Here is a 16,405-nt window from a genome sequence, read left to right as displayed (position 1 = left end):
GAGCATGATCTCCGCACAAACGCTCCGCGTTGGTCGCGACGAAAGACCGCTTCACACTTTGCCGGATCATGCTCTGGGTAAGGTGCTCTATCGAGGTCGTCGCGAATGGCAATAACGATGGAGAGCGATCACGTGCGCGTTGCGTTATGACGCCGCGCGCTGCGAGCTTGCGTATAGTCGTGCCAGCAGAGACTTTGCCGTGTCATTCGGCAGCAGCGCCGCCACGCTGACCGACGGTTCGGCGCCGATGTCGCGCCGGCCATGGGCGGTGTGGCGCATCACGCTCGACAGCCGCCGCGTGACCGCATGCGCGTTGCGCAGTTCGGTTCCGGCGAACACGACCAGGATCGAACCGTCATCCTGCACCGCGCCGAAGTCGGTTCGGCGCATCAAGCGGCTGATGATTCGTGCGCCGTCGAACTGGGCGCGGGGATGGGTGCTGTCGAAGGCAAAGCGCGCGACCGAGAGAGCGCCGCCGCGCTCCAGGGTCTGGTAGGCGGTGGTCGCGAAATCGCGATCGAAGGCGGCCTTGGTGAGCAGGCCCGTGCGCGCGTCGATCAGGCCGTCGGCGTCAATCGCGCGCAGCGTGCGGCTGAGCCGCGCCTCGAAGGCGTGCTGGCGGACCAGCGGCAGCGCGATGGCCGCGACGTGCGCGGGCTCGGCCGCGACGATCTCGAAATTGGGCAGATCGTAGCGTGGCGTAAGCTCATTCGACGTCACCACGACGGGTAAACTGCGGAAGCGGACGTCTTCGGTCAGCACCGTGAGGAAGGCATCCATCACGCGCAGCGTGAATCCCTCCGACAGCACGATGCCGTCGATGTCACGGCTGCTGAGGTGCTTGGCCGCTGCCTCGATGCTGAGCGCGCCGACCAAGCCGCTGCGTTCGCCGAGCGCGACCGACAGCGCCGGATAGGCGCCACCGCGGCCGATCAGGAGTGCGGTCGCTTCGCGGGCGGGATCGAGCTCCGACAGCGCACTCGATCGGGGCGGCACTAGGCGCCGCATCACGGTTGCATGCAGGCTGCGTACGCGCAGGCACGCATTGAGTCGGGCGATCAGGCGATCGGGATGGCGTTGGTCCTGGAACAACGGGATCGCGGTGTCGGGTAGGGTGATGGCGGGATCGACAGCAATCAGCGGCAGATAGGGCGCGTGCGCCGCGGTCCGTTTGGCCAGTGCTGCAAAGGCCGCCGCATCCACGCCATGGGTCGCCGCGATCACGGCCGCCGGCCGCACCTGTTCGATGGCGCGCACGGCGTCGGTCCAGTTGACCGCGACCACCGGAAACAGCTTGATCTCATCGAGAACGGCGGCGATTGACGGCTTGGCCGTCGCCGACACGATGAGGACCGGACCTTGTTGGGACATCGGAAAGCTCGAAGCCAATACCACTGATGCGCAATGGCCTGCGATGCTAGTTCGCGCCGCTTAATGCAGTGTCAACACGATGCGCGGATTTAGGTCAGGGAGGCGTTCGTACGATCCCGGAATGCTTCGGCCATCAATGGGTTAAGCCCGAGTTCCGCCAGCGCGTCGCGGGCCCGCGCGTTGTCCTGCGCGCGCCCGGCGAGGCGGTAGCCGCTCAGTCGGTCCGGCAACGCCGTGAGCAGCGCGCCCTGGCCAAGGCGGCGTGACCATTCCTGCAGATCGTGGGCGAGGAAACGATAGCCGCCGACCGCCATCATGCCGGAGGGTGGCGCGGTGATGCTGATGCCGCCGGTCGCACGATCGATCCGCGCGGCATATTCGGTGTCGACGTAATCGTGCGGCGGCGAGGCGTCGCTATGCGAAGGCGGCGGCGCGTAGGCGGCGACCGGAACCATCGGTCCGCGCAGGCCGAGGGTACCCTTCGAAGTCAGCAGGATGTCGCCGGCGATGGTCGCGCTCGGCACGTCGCGCGGCGCGCCGTGCGGGCCAGGTTTGATCAGCGCCGGCGAACCATCCATGTCGATGCGGCGGGCGCCGAACAGCCCGGCCTCACCGAACAAATAGACGTCGGTCAGGCTTGCGCGCTTGGCCGTCCATGATGGACTCGAGGCAACCTGCTCCGGCGCGCGCCAGAGGCCGATGACGTTGTGCAGGCTCGGCATTCGCTCCGACAGATCCAGCTCGTCGAGCCGCAGAGCAAGCGGCGCCGGAGCGATCAGCGTGTCGCAGGAGTGGTCGTTGATCTGGGTCTCCAGCACCTCGTCATCGAAGGGATGATGCAGCACCAGCGTTCCGCCCGACAGGAGCCAAGCCACCAGCGAGGCGCAGAGGCCGGCGAACGACATCGGCGCAAAAGCCGACATGATGGTTGCGCCCTGCGCCAGATCGCTCTCCAGCGACATCGCGAGGCCGCCCGCGATCAGGCTGAAATGCGCGCGCGGCACCGGACGAAGACCTCCGCTCGTGACGTCGAAGGAGATCAGCGCCGCCTTGCGGCCGTCCTGGATCACGGAACGTGAGGTCCGGGAATCCTGCAGGATCGCCTGGTCGAGCGAGGCCATGCCCTCTGGCAGATCGTTGCCGAAACCGCAGACGTGACGGATCGAGAAAGCTTCCGCGGCTGCGTTCATGGCGAAGTCGGCATACGAGACGCCGTCGACCCTGCTGCTGCTGACGATCGCTCGCGCCGCGGTGCGGTTGAGCGCGGCGGTCAGCTCGGCCTGACGCCACAACAGCGGCAGGGGCGCGACCACCAGTCCGACGCGGTGCGCCGCAAGAACCGTCAGCGCGAATTCGACCGTGCCGGGCAGTTGCACGGCGATCACGGAATTGGCCGGCAAACCGCTTTCGATGAAATGTGCCGCAATCGCCGCAATCGCCCGGTCGGCCTGGGCGTAGGTCAGCCGCTTGCGGGGCTGTCCGGTGATGCGCTGCTTGTTGAGAGGGTCGACCAGCGCGAGCGCATCAGGCTGCCGCGCCAGGATCCGCTTGAACAAGGTATCGAGCGTGGGCGAGGTGGTCGGCTGGGTCACAGGTTCAACTTCGTTGGTTTCAGTTGCGCCGCGTCACTTGAGTTGCAGGTCGACCTTTTGCCACCAGGTCTCCGGCAGGTAGCCCGACAATGCCGTGGTCGAAGGCCGTTCTATCCGATTCCATCGCGCGATCCATTGCTCACCGGCGTTAAAGAGCGGAATTGCGTAAAAGCCGGACATCAGCGTCCGATCGAGCGCCCGCACCGCCGAAACGAAGGCCGGCCGCTCACGCGCCGCCAGCAGCGCCGCGATCAGGGCGTCGATGGCCGGATCCCTGGCGCCCATGTAATTCCTGGTTCCCGGCACGTCGGCTGCGCGGCTGCCCCAGTAGAACGACTGCTCATTGCCGGGTGAGAGCGATTGGTCCCAGCGATTCGGAATCATGTCGAAATCATAGCCGAGCCTGCGCTGCTCGAATTGCACGGCGTCGACCACCCGCACCGTGGCTTCGATGCCCGCGCGCTTCAGGTCGCGCTGATAGGCGAGGGCAATGCGTTCATGCTCGCGCGAGGTCACCAGGATCTCGAAGCCGAGCGGTGTCCGGGTCGAACGCTGCTTCAACACCGTGCCATCGAGTTCGTAGCCGGCCTCCGCCAGCAGCGCGAGCGCGTCACGCAGCATGGTGCGGTCGCGGCCCGACCCATCGGTGACGGGAAGCCGGTAGCGCCCCTCCAGGACATCGGGTTGGACGTGCGACAGGTAGGGTTTGAGGAGGTTGCGCTCGCGCTCGTCCGCCGGGCGGCCATAGGCCGATAATTCCGATCCCGCGAAATAGCCGCCGGCGCGCGCGTAGAGCCCGAAATAATAGTTGCGATTGATCCATTCGAAGTCGAACAGCAGCGTAAGCGCCTGGCGCACCCTGACGTCGGAAAACACCGGCCTCCTTGTGTTGAACACCAGGAATTCGGAAGGCCGGGGAACGCCGATCTTGATGGTGTCGCGGATCACCTCGCCGTTGCGCGCCGCCGGAAAATTGTAGCCGTCGTGCCAGCGCAGCGGCTCGGTCTCGGCGCGGAAATCATAGAGGCCGCGCTTGAAGGCTTCGAAAAGTCCGTTTGCCTCGCGATAGAAATCGAGCCGGATCTCGTCGAAGTTCCAGAGGCCGCGGTTAACCGGCAAGTCGCGGCCCCAGTAGTCGGGATTGCGGGTGAAGGTCACGCTGGCGCCGGGCTTGACCGCCGCCACGCGATAGGGACCTGAACCGATCGGTGCGGTCAGGCTCGTTTCCTCAAAGCTCGAGGCATCGGTCGCGTGACGCGGCAGTATCGGCATCAGCCCGAGGATCAGCGGCAGTTCGCGATCCGCGACGCCGCCGAAATCGAACCGCACCGTGTGGGTGTCGAGCGCCTCGGCCTTTGCGACTTTCGAATAATACTGGTGATGCAGGGGGCGGCCATGGTCGCGCAGCAGGTCCAGAGAAAACAACACGTCATCGGCCAGGACCGGCTGTCCGTCGGAGAAACGTGCGCGAGGATTGATGTGAAAGGTGACGTAGCTTCTGTTGTCGTCAGTCTCGATGCTGTCGGCAAGCAGCCCGTACAGGGTGAAGGGCTCGTCATTGCCCCGCACCATCAGGCTTTCATAAACGTAGCCACGTTCGTAGGCGTAGCCTCTGATCTGTTGAACCGCGACACCCCTCACGGTCAGAGGGTTGAGACTGTCGAATGTGCCGATCAGGCCCTGCACCAATCGGCCGCCCTTGGGCGCATCGGGATTGGCATAGGGCAGGTGAGAAAAGCCACGAGGCAGCGCCGGGGCGCCGTGCATTGCGATCGCATAGCTCTCGGTTGCCGCGGCGGGGAACGGTCCCGTTGCCGCAAGAGCCGCTGCGAGGGGCAGCCAGATCAATGCGCAACGCCCAGCGCGCCCGGGAACGCGCGCGCGAGGCGCCGAGTTTGATTCGCGAAGCGTCACGCAAGGAATCTTACCACAGGCTGCCCCAAGTCGCCGTGACATCCTCGTAATGCACTTGTCACCATTGATCTTTTCGTCTGCCGCTGTATTGAAGGCGTGCAATTGATCTGGCGGTACATCTGTCACGTATCCGCCTCAATTGACTAGAAGACAGCCGCGCAAACGGCTATGTGTCGGCGCCTGCAGCGGCTTCGGCGCTGCCGTTCAGAAAGGGTTCTCCGCAATGAATTTCCGTATCCTGGCCGCATCGGTCCGGCCGCGTGGGCGCATTGTCGCCCTGATGGCGGCGACGGCATTGTCCGCAGCGCTGCTGGTTCCTGCCGCTCAGGCCCAGCAGCCCGCGGCGCCAGCGGCACCGAAGGCAGCGCCCAAGGCGGCGCCGAAAGCCGCGCCCAAGGCGCCCGCGCCGGCGGCCCAGGCGGCTCCCCCCGCTGCTGGCGGGGGCCAGCCGCCTGCGGCGGCAGCCCAGCAGCCGCCGCAGGATCAGCAGGTTCAGCTCATCTACGCCCCCTGGACCAAGTTCTGTCTCAAGGGCCAGGAAGCCAACGCCAAGCAGGTTTGCTTCACCGGCAAGGACGGCCGCATCGAGTCGGGTCAGCCGGTCATCGCCGCCGTGATCATCGAGCCGGAAGGCGAGCCCAAGAAGATCCTGCGCGTGACACTACCGCTCGGCATGCAGCTCGTTCATGGCACCCGCATCCTGGTCGACAACAACCAGCCGCAGCAGGCGCCTTACGTGATCTGCTTCCAGAACGGCTGCATGTCGGACTACGAAGCGACGCCGGAAATGATTGCCAACCTGAAGAAGGGCAGCAACCTCATCGTCCAGGCGATCAACTCCAACGGCGCGGCGCTGACGCTGCCGCTGCCGCTCGCCGGCGAATTCGCCAAGGCCTATGACGGCCCGCCGACCGATCCGAAGCAGTTCGAGGAAAACCAGAAGAAGCTGCAGGAAGAGCTGCAGAAGCGCGCCGAAGAGCAGCGCAAGAAGCTCGAAGGCGCTCAGGGTGGCGCTGCGGCTGCACCCGGCAATCCCGCTTCCAAGTAGCAGAGCGGGCGCGCGCCTTCGCAAAAACAAAAGGCGCCCGGAAGGGCGCCTTTTCGTTTGAAGCTGCATGTCCTCAGTTCAGCGACGGATTGCGCGGGCGGTAGCCTCCCGACTTGTCCTTCACGAAGATCTCCGCGACCTGCGAATGACGGATCGGCTCACCGGAATCATCCGGCAGCAGATTTTGTTCGGAGACATAGGCGACGTACTCGGTTTCCGAGTTTTCCGCGAGCAGGTGATAGAACGGCTGATCCTTGTGGGGCCGGACTTCTTCAGGGATCGACAGCCACCATTCCTCGGTGTTGTTGAACTCCGGATCGATATCGAAGATCACGCCCCGGAATGAGAAAACCCGGTGGCGCACGATCTGCCCGATCTGGAACTTGGCGGTGCGTGCTTTGATCATGTCCCGTCGATAGACCAACATTGGGGCCGATGCTAGGGGCATGGAGGCGAATTAACTCATGGTTTACCGATTCTAGCCGGCTGCAACCGGCGCAAAAGCGGCAGAGAAAATACTTTTAGAATGGTCGATATCCTCAATCTGGCGCTGCCGTATTTCGGTCTGATCTTCATCGGCTTTGCCTGCGGCAAGGCCAAGGGCCTGCCCGAAAGCGGGCTCACCTGGATGAATTTCTTCCTGCTTTACGTATCGTTACCCGCGCTCTTGTTTGGCATCATGTCCAAGACGCCGTTCTCGGAACTCAATAATCCGCCGTTCCTGATCGCCACGACGCTCGGCACCGTCACGGCCTTCTTCCTTTCGATGGTCGTCGGTCGGGCACTCGGCGGCCTGACATTGCGCGAGGCGACGCTGGCGGGCCTCTCGGGCGCCTACGGCAATATCGGCTACATGGGGCCGGGCCTTGCGCTGGCTGTGCTCGGCGGCAAGGCGGCCGCGCCGACCGCGCTGATCTTCTGCTGTGACAGCATCTTCCTGTTCTCGATCGTGCCGCTGCTGATCGAACTCACCGACCGTGACCATCCCTCGCTGCTGCATGCGCTCGGCGTAGTGCTAAGACAGATCGTGCAGAATCCCCTGATCATGTCGGCGGTGTTCGGCGCACTGGTCGCGGCATTCCACATTCCGCTGCCAGTCGCACTCGATCGGATGATCCAGTTTCTGGAGAACGCGGCGGCTCCCATGGCGCTGTTCGTGCTGGGTGTCACAGTCGCGCTCAAGCCGTTCGACCGGGTGCCATGGGAGGTCCCCGGCGTGATCGCTATCAAGCTCCTGATCCATCCGCTGGTGGCGCTGGGCCTGATGCTGCTGTTCGGTCCGTTTGCGCAGCCTTGGGCGGCAACGGCGGTGCTGATGGCCTCGCTCCCGCCGGCACTGAACGTTTTCGTGATCGCACGTCAGAACGACACTTGGATCGAGCCGGCCTCGGTCGCCGTGTTGATCGGGACCTTTGCCTCAGTGGTGACACTGACCAGCGTGATGTGGTTGATCCAAACCGGACGGCTCGTGTTTCCGTAGAGCGAGACGAGATCAGGATGAATCATCATCGCGCTTTAGCGTCGCCACGAGGGCGCAAGGCCCTCGCGCATCGCGAGCCGCCGCAGCGGTCCGATCGACCCGATCAAATGCAGGCCGGCCGCGCGCAGCGATTGCATCGGCAGGAAATCGCTGAGCAGCGAGCGGTTGGCGATGTCGATCGCCCACATCCGGCTGGTCACGTCGGGACGCCGCGCCGACTGGTACCGCGACAGCACCTGCGTTGCGCCCGGGTCTTCACCGCGCGAAATTGACTCGCCCACGACCTCGGCAATGTCTGCGGCGTCGCGCAGTCCCATATTGAGACCTTGAGCGCCAATCGGCGGCAGAACATGGGCGGATTCTCCGACCAGCGCGACACGATCCTTCGCAAACTGCCGGGGCCATTCGATGGCGAGCGGAAACACGTGACGTCCGGCCTCGACCTGCACGCGGCCGAGGATCGAATGCGATTGCCTCTCGGCGGCCTCCGACAACTCGGCATCGCCAAGCGCCATCAGCCGCTCGGCTTCCTTCGGGGCACAGACCCAGACCACACTGCAGCGGTTGCCGCTGAGCGGTACAAACACGCAGGGGCCGTGAGCCGTGTGAAACTCGGTCGAGATGTTCTTGTGCGGCCTTGCATGCGTGATGTTGAAGGTGAGGGCGGATTGCCTGAGGTTGCGACTCGTGATCTCGATATGCGCCGCCTCGCGCGCCAGCGAATTGCGGCCGTCCGCGCCGATCACGAGCCGGGCCGACAAGCGCTGGCCCTGTCCGGTCCGCGCGGCAACCGCAGAACCGTCCGGGTCGACGGATATGGCTTCGTCGTCATACCGTGTCAGCGTGGGCATCTCGCCGGCGCGCTGCTCGAGCGCCGCGACAAGCGAACGGTTGTCGATGTTGAAGCCGAATTGCTCGAGCCCGATCTCGTCAGCGGAGAACCGCACCTCGGGGGCGCGGATCAGCCGGTCGGTGTCGTCAACCAGACGCATGACCCGCAAAGCCGCGGCCTTGTCCGCACAGCGCCGCCAGACGTCCAGCCGCTCCAGCAGGTCGATTGAGGCGCCGAGCAGCGCCGTGGTGCGGTTGTCGGCATAGGGCGCGCGGCGGGCCAGCAGCGCGATTTTGGCACCCGCATCCGCCAGGGCGATCGCGGCAGTCAGTCCGGCCGGACCGCCGCCGATTACGATAACGTCATAAGCTTGCAAAGCCTCGTTCATGCCGGGACAATTGGCGTTGTCGGCGGCATTTGCAAGCCACCCATGCCTCAAACATTTCCGGCAGATTGCGCGGCGGAACGCCGCAAGAGCGGATATGCAAACCAGCACGATTCCTGATAGCACTGCGAGCCGTATGGACCAGACCAGCCAGCCGGACTCGTCGTTGCAACGGAAACGCGCCGCCGCATTTTCCGTTCATCTTTTCACGGCGCTGGGCGCCGGGATTGCGCTGCTCGCCATGCTGGAGGCCGTGCGCGAGCACTGGGCGAATATGTTCGGCTGGCTCGGTGTCGCGCTGATCATCGACGGGATCGACGGCCCGTTGGCGCGGAAGCTCGACGTGGAGAGGCTGCAGCCGAACTGGTCCGGCGAGGTGCTCGACCTCGTGGTCGATTTCGTTACCTACGTGTTCGTGCCGGCCTATGCAATCACGGCGAGTGGGATGCTGCTGCCACTCGCGGCGCCGATCCTCGGGGTCGGCATCGTGGTCTCAGGCGCGCTGTATTTCGCGGACCGCCGCATGAAGGCCGCCGACAACCATTTCCGAGGGTTTCCGGCGTTGTGGAATGCCGCGGCGTTCTATCTGTTCCTGCTGCATCTGTCGCCCGTGCTCTCGACGCTCGTGGTCGCGATCCTGATCGCGCTGACCTTTGCGCCGTTCCACGTGCTGCATCCGTTGCGCGTGGTGCGGCTGCGCTGGCTGACGCTTTGGCTGCTGGCCGCCTGGACCGCGCTCGCCCTTTACACCGTCGCGTTCGACTTTGTCGTCGGCCCGCCCATCATTTTCGGACTTTGCGCCATCGCCGCCTATATCGTCGGCAGTGACGCCGTGATTCGCTGGATAAGAGCGTTCAAGGCATGATGGAATTGATCACCAGCCCAGAGGCCTGGGCGGCACTGTTGACGTTGACCGCGCTGGAGATCGTGCTCGGCATCGACAACGTCATTTTTCTCTCGGTGATCGTGTCGCGGATTCCGCCAGCGCAGGCCAAGCGGGCGCGGCAAATCGGCCTCCTGCTCGCGCTGCTGTTCCGCATCCTGTTGCTTAGCCTCCTGGTGTGGCTGATCGGGCTGACGCAGCCCGTGATCATTGTCAGAGACGACCTGGCGCTGTCCTGGCGCGACATCATCCTGGTCGGCGGCGGCCTGTTCCTGATCGCCAAGGCGACCCACGAAATTCACGGCGAGGTCGAGGCGCGCGACGGTGATGGCGAGGCCAGGCCGAGCGCCAGCGCGTTCTTCCTGGTGATCGTGCAGATCATCATCATCGACCTCGTGTTCTCGCTGGACTCGATCATCACCGCGATCGGCATGGTGCAGGACCTCGAGATCATGATCGCGGCGGTCGTGATCGCCTGCATCATCATGTACGTGTCGTCAGGCCCGGTGGCGCGGTTTGTCGCCGAGCATCCGACCACCAAAATGCTGGCGCTGGCCTTCCTGGTGCTGATCGGCGTGGCGCTGGTCGCGGATGGCTTCAAGTTTCATATCCCGCGCGGCTACATCTATTTCGCAATTGCGTTCTCGGCCGCGGTCGAAATGTTCAACGTGCTGGCCAAGCGAAACCGCAGGAAGGCGACAAAATAGCCGGTTCCGGTTGCCTCAGTTGACAACGCGGCTCCGATGGCATTCGCTCGCCCCCATTCAACGTCTTGAAGGGGAGCGGATGACATGAGCAAGGCTGTGCGTGTGCACAAGGTGGGGGGCCCGGAAGTCCTGACCTATGAGGACGTCGAGGTCGCGGCCCCCGGACCCGGCGAGGTGCGCATCCGCCAGCACGCAGTCGGATTGAACTTCATAGACGTTTATTTCCGCACCGGCCTCTACAAGGCGCCCGGGCTGCCGTTCATCGCCGGCAACGAGGCTTCCGGCGAGGTTGTCGCCGTCGGCTCCGGAGTGACGAACTTCCATCCTGGCGATCGCGTCGCCTACTATTTCAACCTCGGCGGCTATGCCTCCGAGCGCGTCATCCCGGCCGACAAGCTGGTCAAGCTGCCCGACCACATCACCTACGAGCAGGGCGCCGTGCTGATGCTCAAGGGACTGACAGTCTGGTACCTTCTGCACAAGACCTTCAAGGTCGAGCAAGGCCACCGCGTGCTGATCCATGCGGCGGCCGGGGGCATCGGCCTGCTTGCCTGCCAGTGGGCGCGGGCGCTCGGCGCGCATGTCATCGGCACCGTCGGCTCGAAGGCAAAGGCCGATCTCGCGCTCGCCAATGGCTGCGACCACGTCATCCTCTACAACGAGGAGAATTTCGTCGAGCGCGTCAAGCAGATCAGCCGCGGCGAACTATGTGACGTGGTCTACGACGGCGTCGGCAAGACCACGTTCCCGGGGTCGCTGTCCTGCCTGAGGCCGCGCGGCCTGTTCGTCAGCTTCGGCAATGCCTCCGGTCCCGTGCCGCCGTTCGCGCTCGCCGAGCTCAATAACCACGGCTCGTTGTTTGCGACGCGGCCAAAGCTCAACGACTATGTCGGCACTCGCAGGGAACTGCTCGAAGGCGCCGACACGCTGTTCGCGGCTGTCATCAACGGCAAGCTGCACGTGCCGATCAACCACGCCTACGCCCTGAAGGACGCCGCGAAGGCGCATGCCGACCTGGAAAGCCGGGCGACCACGGGCGCGGCGATCCTGCGTCCGTAGTTCTCGGAGTCATCGCGAGGAGCTCGCGACAAAATTGCAATGCAATTTTGCGCTGAAGCGACGAAGCAATCCACGGTTTCCGCGTGCGCGGAGGGATGGATTGCTTCGCTTCGCTCGCAGTGACCGGCGTGGTGGCCACTACGCCACCCGCCGCGCGGCTCCCACCTTGGTCAACACCGTATCAAGGCAATCGGTCAGCGCAGAAATCTCTTCGCGCGTGACGTTGAGCGCCGGCATGAAACGCAGCGCGTCCGGCTGTGGCGAGTTGATCAATACGCCCTCCGCAAACGCTTGCGCCACGAGGGCGGCACCGATCGGCATTTTGAGATCGAGCGCGAGCAGGAGGCCGCGGCCTCTGATCGCGCCGAGCCCGTGCCGCGCCGACAGCCGCTGCAATTCGCTCTCGAGGAACTGCCCGGCGTCGATCACCGATTTCAGGAAGTCGGGCTGGCCGACATGGTCGAGCACGGCAAGACCGGCGGCGCACATCAACGGATTGCCGTTGAAGGTACCGCCCTGATCGCCGTGATCGAAGCATGAGGCGTGTTCAGTGGCGAGCAGTGCCGCGAGCGGCACGCCGCCGCCGATGCCCTTGCCGAGCGTCATGATGTCGGGAGCGATGCCAGCGTGCTCATAGGCGAACAGCTTGCCGGTCCGGCCCATGCCGGTCTGGATCTCGTCGACGATCAACAGCAGGCCGCGCTGTTGGGTCAGCGCGCGCAACTCCTGCAGGAATTCGTCGGTCGCAGGCCATACGCCGGCTTCGCCCTGGATCGGCTCCAGCATGACGGCGACCGTCGCTGGCGAGATCAGCTGCCGCACCGACTCGATGTCGTTCAGCCGCGCTTTCCGGAAGCCCGGGACCTTCGGCTCGAACAGCGGCTCGAACGCCTTCTTCCCCGAGGCCGACATGGTCGCGAGCGTCCGGCCGTGAAAGCCGCCCTCGAGGGTGATGATCTCGTGCGCATCTTTCTTGTATTTCGCGCCGTATTTGCGCGCGAGCTTGATCGCGCCCTCATTGGCCTCCGCGCCGGAATTGGCGAAGAACACCTGGTCGAAACAACTCTGCTCGACCAGCGCCTTTGCCAGCTTGAGGCTCGGGCCGTTGTAGAACGCCGGGCTCGGCGTCAAGAGCCGCTTGGCCTGTGCGGCGAGTGCATCGGCAATCGCGGGCGGCGAATGGCCGAGCGAATTGACGGCCCAGCCCTGCACGAAATCGAGATATCGCTTGCGGGAGTGGTCCCAGAGGTAGGAGCCCGCGCCGCGCACGAACACGGCTTTCGGGCGCGCGGTGATGTCCATCAGCGCGTCGAACGGATGGGCGGCGTCAGTCATGTCGATCTCCTCTGGCGGTTCTGGGGTGAAAAAGGCGGGCCGAAAAGCGAGAAGGCCGCGCTTTGGGGCGCGGCCTTCTCGAAAACCTGGGCTGATTTTATCTAATCAGCGCTGGCGTCGGACACGGCGCGACCCATCATCGTCGTTGGCACGACGACGGCAGATGGCGCGGCGGTTGGTCCGGTTCAGCTTCATGGCGCGTGCCCATACAGCGGGAGGGGCGGCCGTGTCAAGCGGATCAGTATCCCGCGACGTTGCCGTGCAGGTCGTATTGGTCGGAGCGCTCGATCTTTGCGGTGACGACCTCGCCAACCTTCAGCGGGCGGCGGCTGGACAGATAGACCGCGCCGTCGATCTCCGGCGCATCGGCCTTTGACCGGCCTTTTGCGACGGTTGGACCGACCTCGTCGATGATGATCTGCTGGCGGGTACCGACTTTGCGCTTCAGGCGCCTGGCAGAGATCTTCTGCTGCCGCGCCATCAGCGCATTCCAGCGCTCCTGCTTGACCTCGTCGGGCACGGCATTGCCGATAGCATTCGATGCGGCGCCGGCAACCGGCTCGTATTTGAAGCAGCCGAGACGGTCGATCTGGGCATCCTCGAGCCAGTCGAGCAGATAGGCGAAATCGGAATCGGTCTCGCCGGGGAAGCCGACGATGAAGGTCGAGCGCAGAGTGAGCTCCGGGCATTGCGCGCGCCATGCCTGGATCCGCGCCAGCGTCTTTTCCTGCGCGGCCGGGCGCTTCATCGCGCGCAGCACGTCAGGGCTCGCGTGCTGGAAGGGGATGTCGAGATAGGGCAGCACCTTACCCTCTGTCATCAGGCCGATGACCTCGTCGACATGCGGGTAGGGATAGACATATTGCAACCGCACCCAGACGCCGAGCTCGCCTAGCTCCTTTGCAAGATCAAAGAATTTGGCGCGGACGCTACGGTCCTGCCACGGGCTCTCGGCATATTTCAGATCGACGCCATAGGCGGAGGTGTCCTGCGAGATGACGAGCAATTCCTTGACGCCAGCCTTCACCAGCCGCTCGGCCTCGCGCAGCACGTCATTGGCCGGACGCGAGACCAGATCGCCGCGCAGCTTCGGGATGATGCAGAAGCTGCAGCGGTTGTTGCAGCCCTCGGAAATCTTCAGGTAAGCGTAGTGGCGCGGCGTCAGCCTCACGCCCTGCGGCGGCACCAGGTCGAGATGCGGGTTGTGCGCCGGCGGGAGCGCGCGATGCACCGCCTCCAGCACGCTTTCATATTGCTGCGGACCCGTGATCGACAGCACGCCGGGATACGCGCTCTCGATCTGCTCGGGCTCGGCGCCCATGCAGCCGGTGACGATGACCTTGCCGTTCTCGGCCATGGCCTCGCCGATCGCCGACAGTGATTCCTTCTTGGCGCTGTCGAGGAAGCCGCAGGTGTTGACGATGACGAGGTCGGCGCCATCATGTTTGCGCGCGAGCTCATAGCCTTCCGCGCGCAGCTTTGTGATGATGCGTTCGGAATCGACCAGCGCCTTGGGGCAACCCAAGGACACAAAGCTCACTTTCGGCGCGGCGGCCTGTTGCATATCTCTGATCTGCCTGATGAATGGGCAGGAGCTAGTCCCAATTGCCGAGAATTACAACCCTTTGCCGGGGCACTTTGCGTGTTATGGATTCGCCCTGCCGGGTTTTGCGAGAGCGTTTTTGAGCGAAGTGGGTACCGGTTCGCGTGAGGAAAACGCCCAAACAACAGGATGAGAGAGCATAATGCGTCGCATCATGCTCAGAGGTCGATGAGCGCTGAGTCGTCTCCCAAGATCGTCATTGTCGACGAGAGCCCAATCCGCGCGGCCATCCTCGAGGAGGGCTTGCGGGAGGCCGGCTACACGGGCGTCGTCCATATCAGCGAGATGCAGAGCCTGCTCGCGCGGATCTACGCGCTCGACCCCGATATCATCGTCATCGACCTTGAGAACCCGAGCCGCGACGTGCTGGAACAAATGTTCCAGGTCAGCCGTGCCGTGCGCCGACCGATCGCGATGTTCGTCGATCAGAGCGACGCCGCATCGATCCAGGCCTCGGTCGAGGCTGGCGTGTCGGCCTACATCGTGGACGGGCTGAAGAAGGAGCGGATCAAGCCGATCCTCGACCTCTGCGTCTCCCGCTTCAACGCCTTTGCAAAGCTGCAGGATGAACTCGATCGCACCAAGCATGCGTTGGAGGAGCGCAAGGTGATCGACCGCGCCAAGGGCATTTTGATGAAAGTAAAGGGGCTGACCGAGGAAGAAGCCTACGTGCTGATGCGCTCGACCGCGATGCGCGAGAAAAAGAAGATCGGCGAGATAGCGCAATCGATCCTGACGGCGTCGGAGCTGCTCAAATGACCGCACCATTGTGCATCGGTTTCATTCCGCTCGTCGACGCCGCGGCGCTGATCGTCGCGGTCGACAAGGGCTTTGCCGGCGCCGAAGGGCTCGACGTCACGCTGGTGCGCGAGGTATCGTGGTCGAACGTGCGCGACAAGCTCAATATCGGGCTGTTCGACGCCGCCCACCTGCTTGCGCCGGTCGCGATCGCCTCCAGCCTGGGGCTTGGCCATGTCAAGGTGCCGATCGCGGCTCCCTTCAATCTCGGACTCAACGGCAACGCCATCACGGTGTCGCCGTCGCTCCATGCGGCGCTGATGGAGGCGATCGACGGCGACCGCCTCGACCCGATGGCGACCGCACGCGCGCTCGCCCGGGTCGTCGCGAAGCGACGGAAGAGCGGGGCGCAGCCGCTGACCTTCGGCATGACCTTCCCGTTCTCGACCCACAATTACCAGTTGCGGTTCTGGATGGCGGCCGGCGGCGTCGATCCCGACGAGGATGTGCAACTCGTGGTGCTGCCGCCGCCCTACATGGTGGACAGCCTTGCCAACGGTCATGTCGACGCGTTCTGCGTCGGCGCGCCCTGGAATTCGATCGCGGTCGATCTCGGCATCGGCCACATCCTGCATTTCGTAGCCGACATCCTGCACAACGCCGTCGAGAAGGTGCTGGCGCTTCGCCAGGACTGGTCGGAGAAGCATCCGGATTTGGTGACTGCACTGGTGCGTGCGCATTTGCGCGCCTCGGAGTTCATCGAGCAGCCGGAGAACAGGACGGAGGTGGCGCAGATCCTTGCCCAGCCGGCGCGGATCGGCGTCGACGCCAGCGTCATCCAGCGCACGCTCGACGGCCGGCTGAAAGTCTCTCCCGACGGTACCATGCGCGAGAGCAATCGCTACCTCCTGCTCGGGCGCGAGGCCGCAGGCCGTCCCGACCCGGCGCAGGCCGCCTGGCTCTATGCGCAGATGGTCCGCTGGGGCCAGACGCCGTTCAAGCCGGAGGCGCTACGGGCGGCGATGGCCGTGTTCAGGCCCGAACTCTTTGACGCCGCATCGGGACGCCCGGCGAGCGCTCCGAACGCCATCGGCGCCTTCGCCGGCCCGCCGTTCGATCCCGAAGACGTTTCGGCCCATCTGGCGGCATTCGAGATCGGACGCTGGAAGCCCTGAGGGCCGGTGACCTTCTCTTGGGCAATTGGTTCATCCGCCCATTGTCTGGGCAGGATGCATAGGAATCAGCAGCGATCGTAGGGCAACCGGTTCCTCCGTAGCCTCCCAACTAACTGAAACAAAAAGATATTCTCAGCGGCTCGAAATGGCACGCGACTTGAATGTTGCGGTGCAGTCGGCCGTCGGCGTTGGCGGCCGGCTCATGTCCAAGATGGATTTCCGCAGCAACGAGGCTGTCCGAGCCGTGTGTGATCGCGTGGGCGCTGACGCCGCGCCGGTCCTA

The 16,405-nt window shown here is 64.4% G+C and carries 14 protein-coding genes; 7 read left to right on the top strand and 7 right to left on the bottom strand.

Annotation, left to right across the window (positions count from 1 at the left end):
- Positions 1 to 144 precede the first annotated feature (144 nt).
- The 3 genes from JQ553_RS09215 to JQ553_RS09205 form a co-directional block, all read right to left on the bottom strand.
- Positions 145 to 1,371 carry a GGDEF domain-containing protein gene (locus JQ553_RS09215; RefSeq protein WP_212499558.1) on the bottom strand — a complete coding sequence of 409 codons (1,227 nt, stop codon included), beginning with the start codon at positions 1,369 to 1,371 and terminating at the stop codon, positions 145 to 147.
- An 89-nt stretch (positions 1,372 to 1,460) separates the two neighbouring features.
- Positions 1,461 to 2,963 (bottom strand): class I adenylate-forming enzyme family protein, encoded by a 1,503-nt coding sequence (locus JQ553_RS09210; protein ID WP_212499557.1) that lies wholly within the window; start codon positions 2,961 to 2,963, stop codon positions 1,461 to 1,463.
- A 33-nt stretch (positions 2,964 to 2,996) separates the two neighbouring features.
- Positions 2,997 to 4,730: an extracellular solute-binding protein gene (locus JQ553_RS09205; protein ID WP_249144125.1), complete on the bottom strand. Its 1,734-nt coding sequence runs from the start codon at positions 4,728 to 4,730 to the stop codon at positions 2,997 to 2,999.
- A 370-nt stretch (positions 4,731 to 5,100) separates the two neighbouring features.
- On the opposite strand from JQ553_RS09205, the gene JQ553_RS09200 reads away from it, so the two are divergent.
- Positions 5,101 to 5,925, top strand: a complete 825-nt coding sequence (locus JQ553_RS09200) for an invasion associated locus B family protein (RefSeq protein ID WP_212499555.1) — start codon at positions 5,101 to 5,103, stop codon at positions 5,923 to 5,925.
- A 73-nt stretch (positions 5,926 to 5,998) separates the two neighbouring features.
- Here the strand turns inward: JQ553_RS09200 and hspQ are convergent, their stop codons facing one another.
- Entirely contained in the window at positions 5,999 to 6,331 is a 333-nt protein-coding gene (hspQ, locus tag JQ553_RS09195) for a heat shock protein HspQ (protein ID WP_212499554.1), read from the bottom strand.
- Between the two features lie 120 nt (positions 6,332 to 6,451).
- Between hspQ and JQ553_RS09190 the strand changes: the two genes are divergently transcribed.
- Positions 6,452 to 7,405 carry an AEC family transporter gene (locus tag JQ553_RS09190; RefSeq protein WP_212499553.1) on the top strand — a complete coding sequence of 318 codons (954 nt, stop codon included), beginning with the start codon at positions 6,452 to 6,454 and terminating at the stop codon, positions 7,403 to 7,405.
- Positions 7,406 to 7,440: 35 nt separating this feature from the next.
- Here the strand turns inward: JQ553_RS09190 and JQ553_RS09185 are convergent, their stop codons facing one another.
- Entirely contained in the window at positions 7,441 to 8,625 is a 1,185-nt protein-coding gene (locus JQ553_RS09185) for a UbiH/UbiF family hydroxylase (protein WP_212499552.1), read from the bottom strand.
- A 94-nt stretch (positions 8,626 to 8,719) separates the two neighbouring features.
- Here JQ553_RS09185 and pcsA point away from each other — a divergent pair, with 94 nt between their 5' ends.
- The 3 genes from pcsA to JQ553_RS09170 all read left to right on the top strand — a co-directional run bounded on the left by pcsA (position 8,720) and on the right by JQ553_RS09170 (position 11,271).
- Entirely contained in the window at positions 8,720 to 9,487 is a 768-nt protein-coding gene (pcsA, locus tag JQ553_RS09180; RefSeq protein ID WP_409363043.1) for a phosphatidylcholine synthase, read from the top strand.
- Positions 9,484 to 10,212, top strand: coding sequence for a TerC family protein (locus tag JQ553_RS09175; protein ID WP_212499551.1), 729 nt, complete (start codon positions 9,484 to 9,486; stop codon positions 10,210 to 10,212). The genes pcsA and JQ553_RS09175 overlap by 4 nt, the downstream gene beginning before the upstream one ends.
- An 84-nt stretch (positions 10,213 to 10,296) precedes the next feature.
- A complete protein-coding gene (locus tag JQ553_RS09170; protein WP_212499550.1) occupies positions 10,297 to 11,271 on the top strand; it encodes a quinone oxidoreductase in 975 nt (324 codons plus the stop codon).
- Positions 11,272 to 11,409: 138 nt separating this feature from the next.
- Here the strand turns inward: JQ553_RS09170 and JQ553_RS09165 are convergent, their stop codons facing one another.
- Positions 11,410 to 12,606: an acetylornithine transaminase gene (locus JQ553_RS09165; RefSeq protein ID WP_212499549.1), complete on the bottom strand. Its 1,197-nt coding sequence runs from the start codon at positions 12,604 to 12,606 to the stop codon at positions 11,410 to 11,412.
- A gap of 238 nt (positions 12,607 to 12,844) precedes the next feature.
- Positions 12,845 to 14,170 carry a 30S ribosomal protein S12 methylthiotransferase RimO gene (rimO, locus tag JQ553_RS09160; protein WP_212499548.1) on the bottom strand — a complete coding sequence of 442 codons (1,326 nt, stop codon included), beginning with the start codon at positions 14,168 to 14,170 and terminating at the stop codon, positions 12,845 to 12,847.
- A 207-nt stretch (positions 14,171 to 14,377) separates the two neighbouring features.
- Here rimO and JQ553_RS09155 point away from each other — a divergent pair, with 207 nt between their 5' ends.
- Together JQ553_RS09155 and JQ553_RS09150 are read left to right on the top strand one after the other, a co-directional pair.
- Positions 14,378 to 14,968, top strand: coding sequence for an ANTAR domain-containing response regulator (locus tag JQ553_RS09155; RefSeq protein WP_212499547.1), 591 nt, complete (start codon positions 14,378 to 14,380; stop codon positions 14,966 to 14,968).
- Entirely contained in the window at positions 14,965 to 16,122 is a 1,158-nt protein-coding gene (locus JQ553_RS09150) for a CmpA/NrtA family ABC transporter substrate-binding protein (protein WP_212499546.1), read from the top strand. Before JQ553_RS09155 ends, JQ553_RS09150 begins: the two co-directional genes overlap by 4 nt.
- Positions 16,123 to 16,405: the final 283 nt, after the last annotated feature.

This window comes from Bradyrhizobium lablabi (assembly GCF_018131005.1).
Lineage (GTDB): Bacteria > Pseudomonadota > Alphaproteobacteria > Rhizobiales > Xanthobacteraceae > Bradyrhizobium > Bradyrhizobium lablabi_D.
This window is presented reverse-complemented; position numbering and strand designations above follow the sequence as displayed.

What these genes read in the sequence shown, in the direction of transcription:
- JQ553_RS09215 (WP_212499558.1), bottom strand. Translation starts at nt 1,371, where the DNA reads ATGTCCCAACAAGGTCCGGTCCTCATCGTGTCGGCGACGGCCAAGCCG.
- JQ553_RS09205 (WP_249144125.1), bottom strand. Translation starts at nt 4,730, where the DNA reads ATGCACGGCGCCCCGGCGCTGCCTCGTGGCTTTTCTCACCTGCCCTAT.
- JQ553_RS09200 (WP_212499555.1), top strand. Translation starts at nt 5,101, where the DNA reads ATGAATTTCCGTATCCTGGCCGCATCGGTCCGGCCGCGTGGGCGCATT.
- hspQ (WP_212499554.1), bottom strand. Translation starts at nt 6,331, where the DNA reads ATGATCAAAGCACGCACCGCCAAGTTCCAGATCGGGCAGATCGTGCGC.
- JQ553_RS09190 (WP_212499553.1), top strand. Translation starts at nt 6,452, where the DNA reads ATGGTCGATATCCTCAATCTGGCGCTGCCGTATTTCGGTCTGATCTTC.
- JQ553_RS09185 (WP_212499552.1), bottom strand. Translation starts at nt 8,625, where the DNA reads ATGAACGAGGCTTTGCAAGCTTATGACGTTATCGTAATCGGCGGCGGT.
- pcsA (WP_409363043.1), top strand. Translation starts at nt 8,720, where the DNA reads ATGCAAACCAGCACGATTCCTGATAGCACTGCGAGCCGTATGGACCAG.
- JQ553_RS09175 (WP_212499551.1), top strand. Translation starts at nt 9,484, where the DNA reads ATGATGGAATTGATCACCAGCCCAGAGGCCTGGGCGGCACTGTTGACG.
- JQ553_RS09170 (WP_212499550.1), top strand. Translation starts at nt 10,297, where the DNA reads ATGAGCAAGGCTGTGCGTGTGCACAAGGTGGGGGGCCCGGAAGTCCTG.
- JQ553_RS09165 (WP_212499549.1), bottom strand. Translation starts at nt 12,606, where the DNA reads ATGACTGACGCCGCCCATCCGTTCGACGCGCTGATGGACATCACCGCG.
- rimO (WP_212499548.1), bottom strand. Translation starts at nt 14,170, where the DNA reads ATGCAACAGGCCGCCGCGCCGAAAGTGAGCTTTGTGTCCTTGGGTTGC.
- JQ553_RS09155 (WP_212499547.1), top strand. Translation starts at nt 14,378, where the DNA reads ATGAGCGCTGAGTCGTCTCCCAAGATCGTCATTGTCGACGAGAGCCCA.
- JQ553_RS09150 (WP_212499546.1), top strand. Translation starts at nt 14,965, where the DNA reads ATGACCGCACCATTGTGCATCGGTTTCATTCCGCTCGTCGACGCCGCG.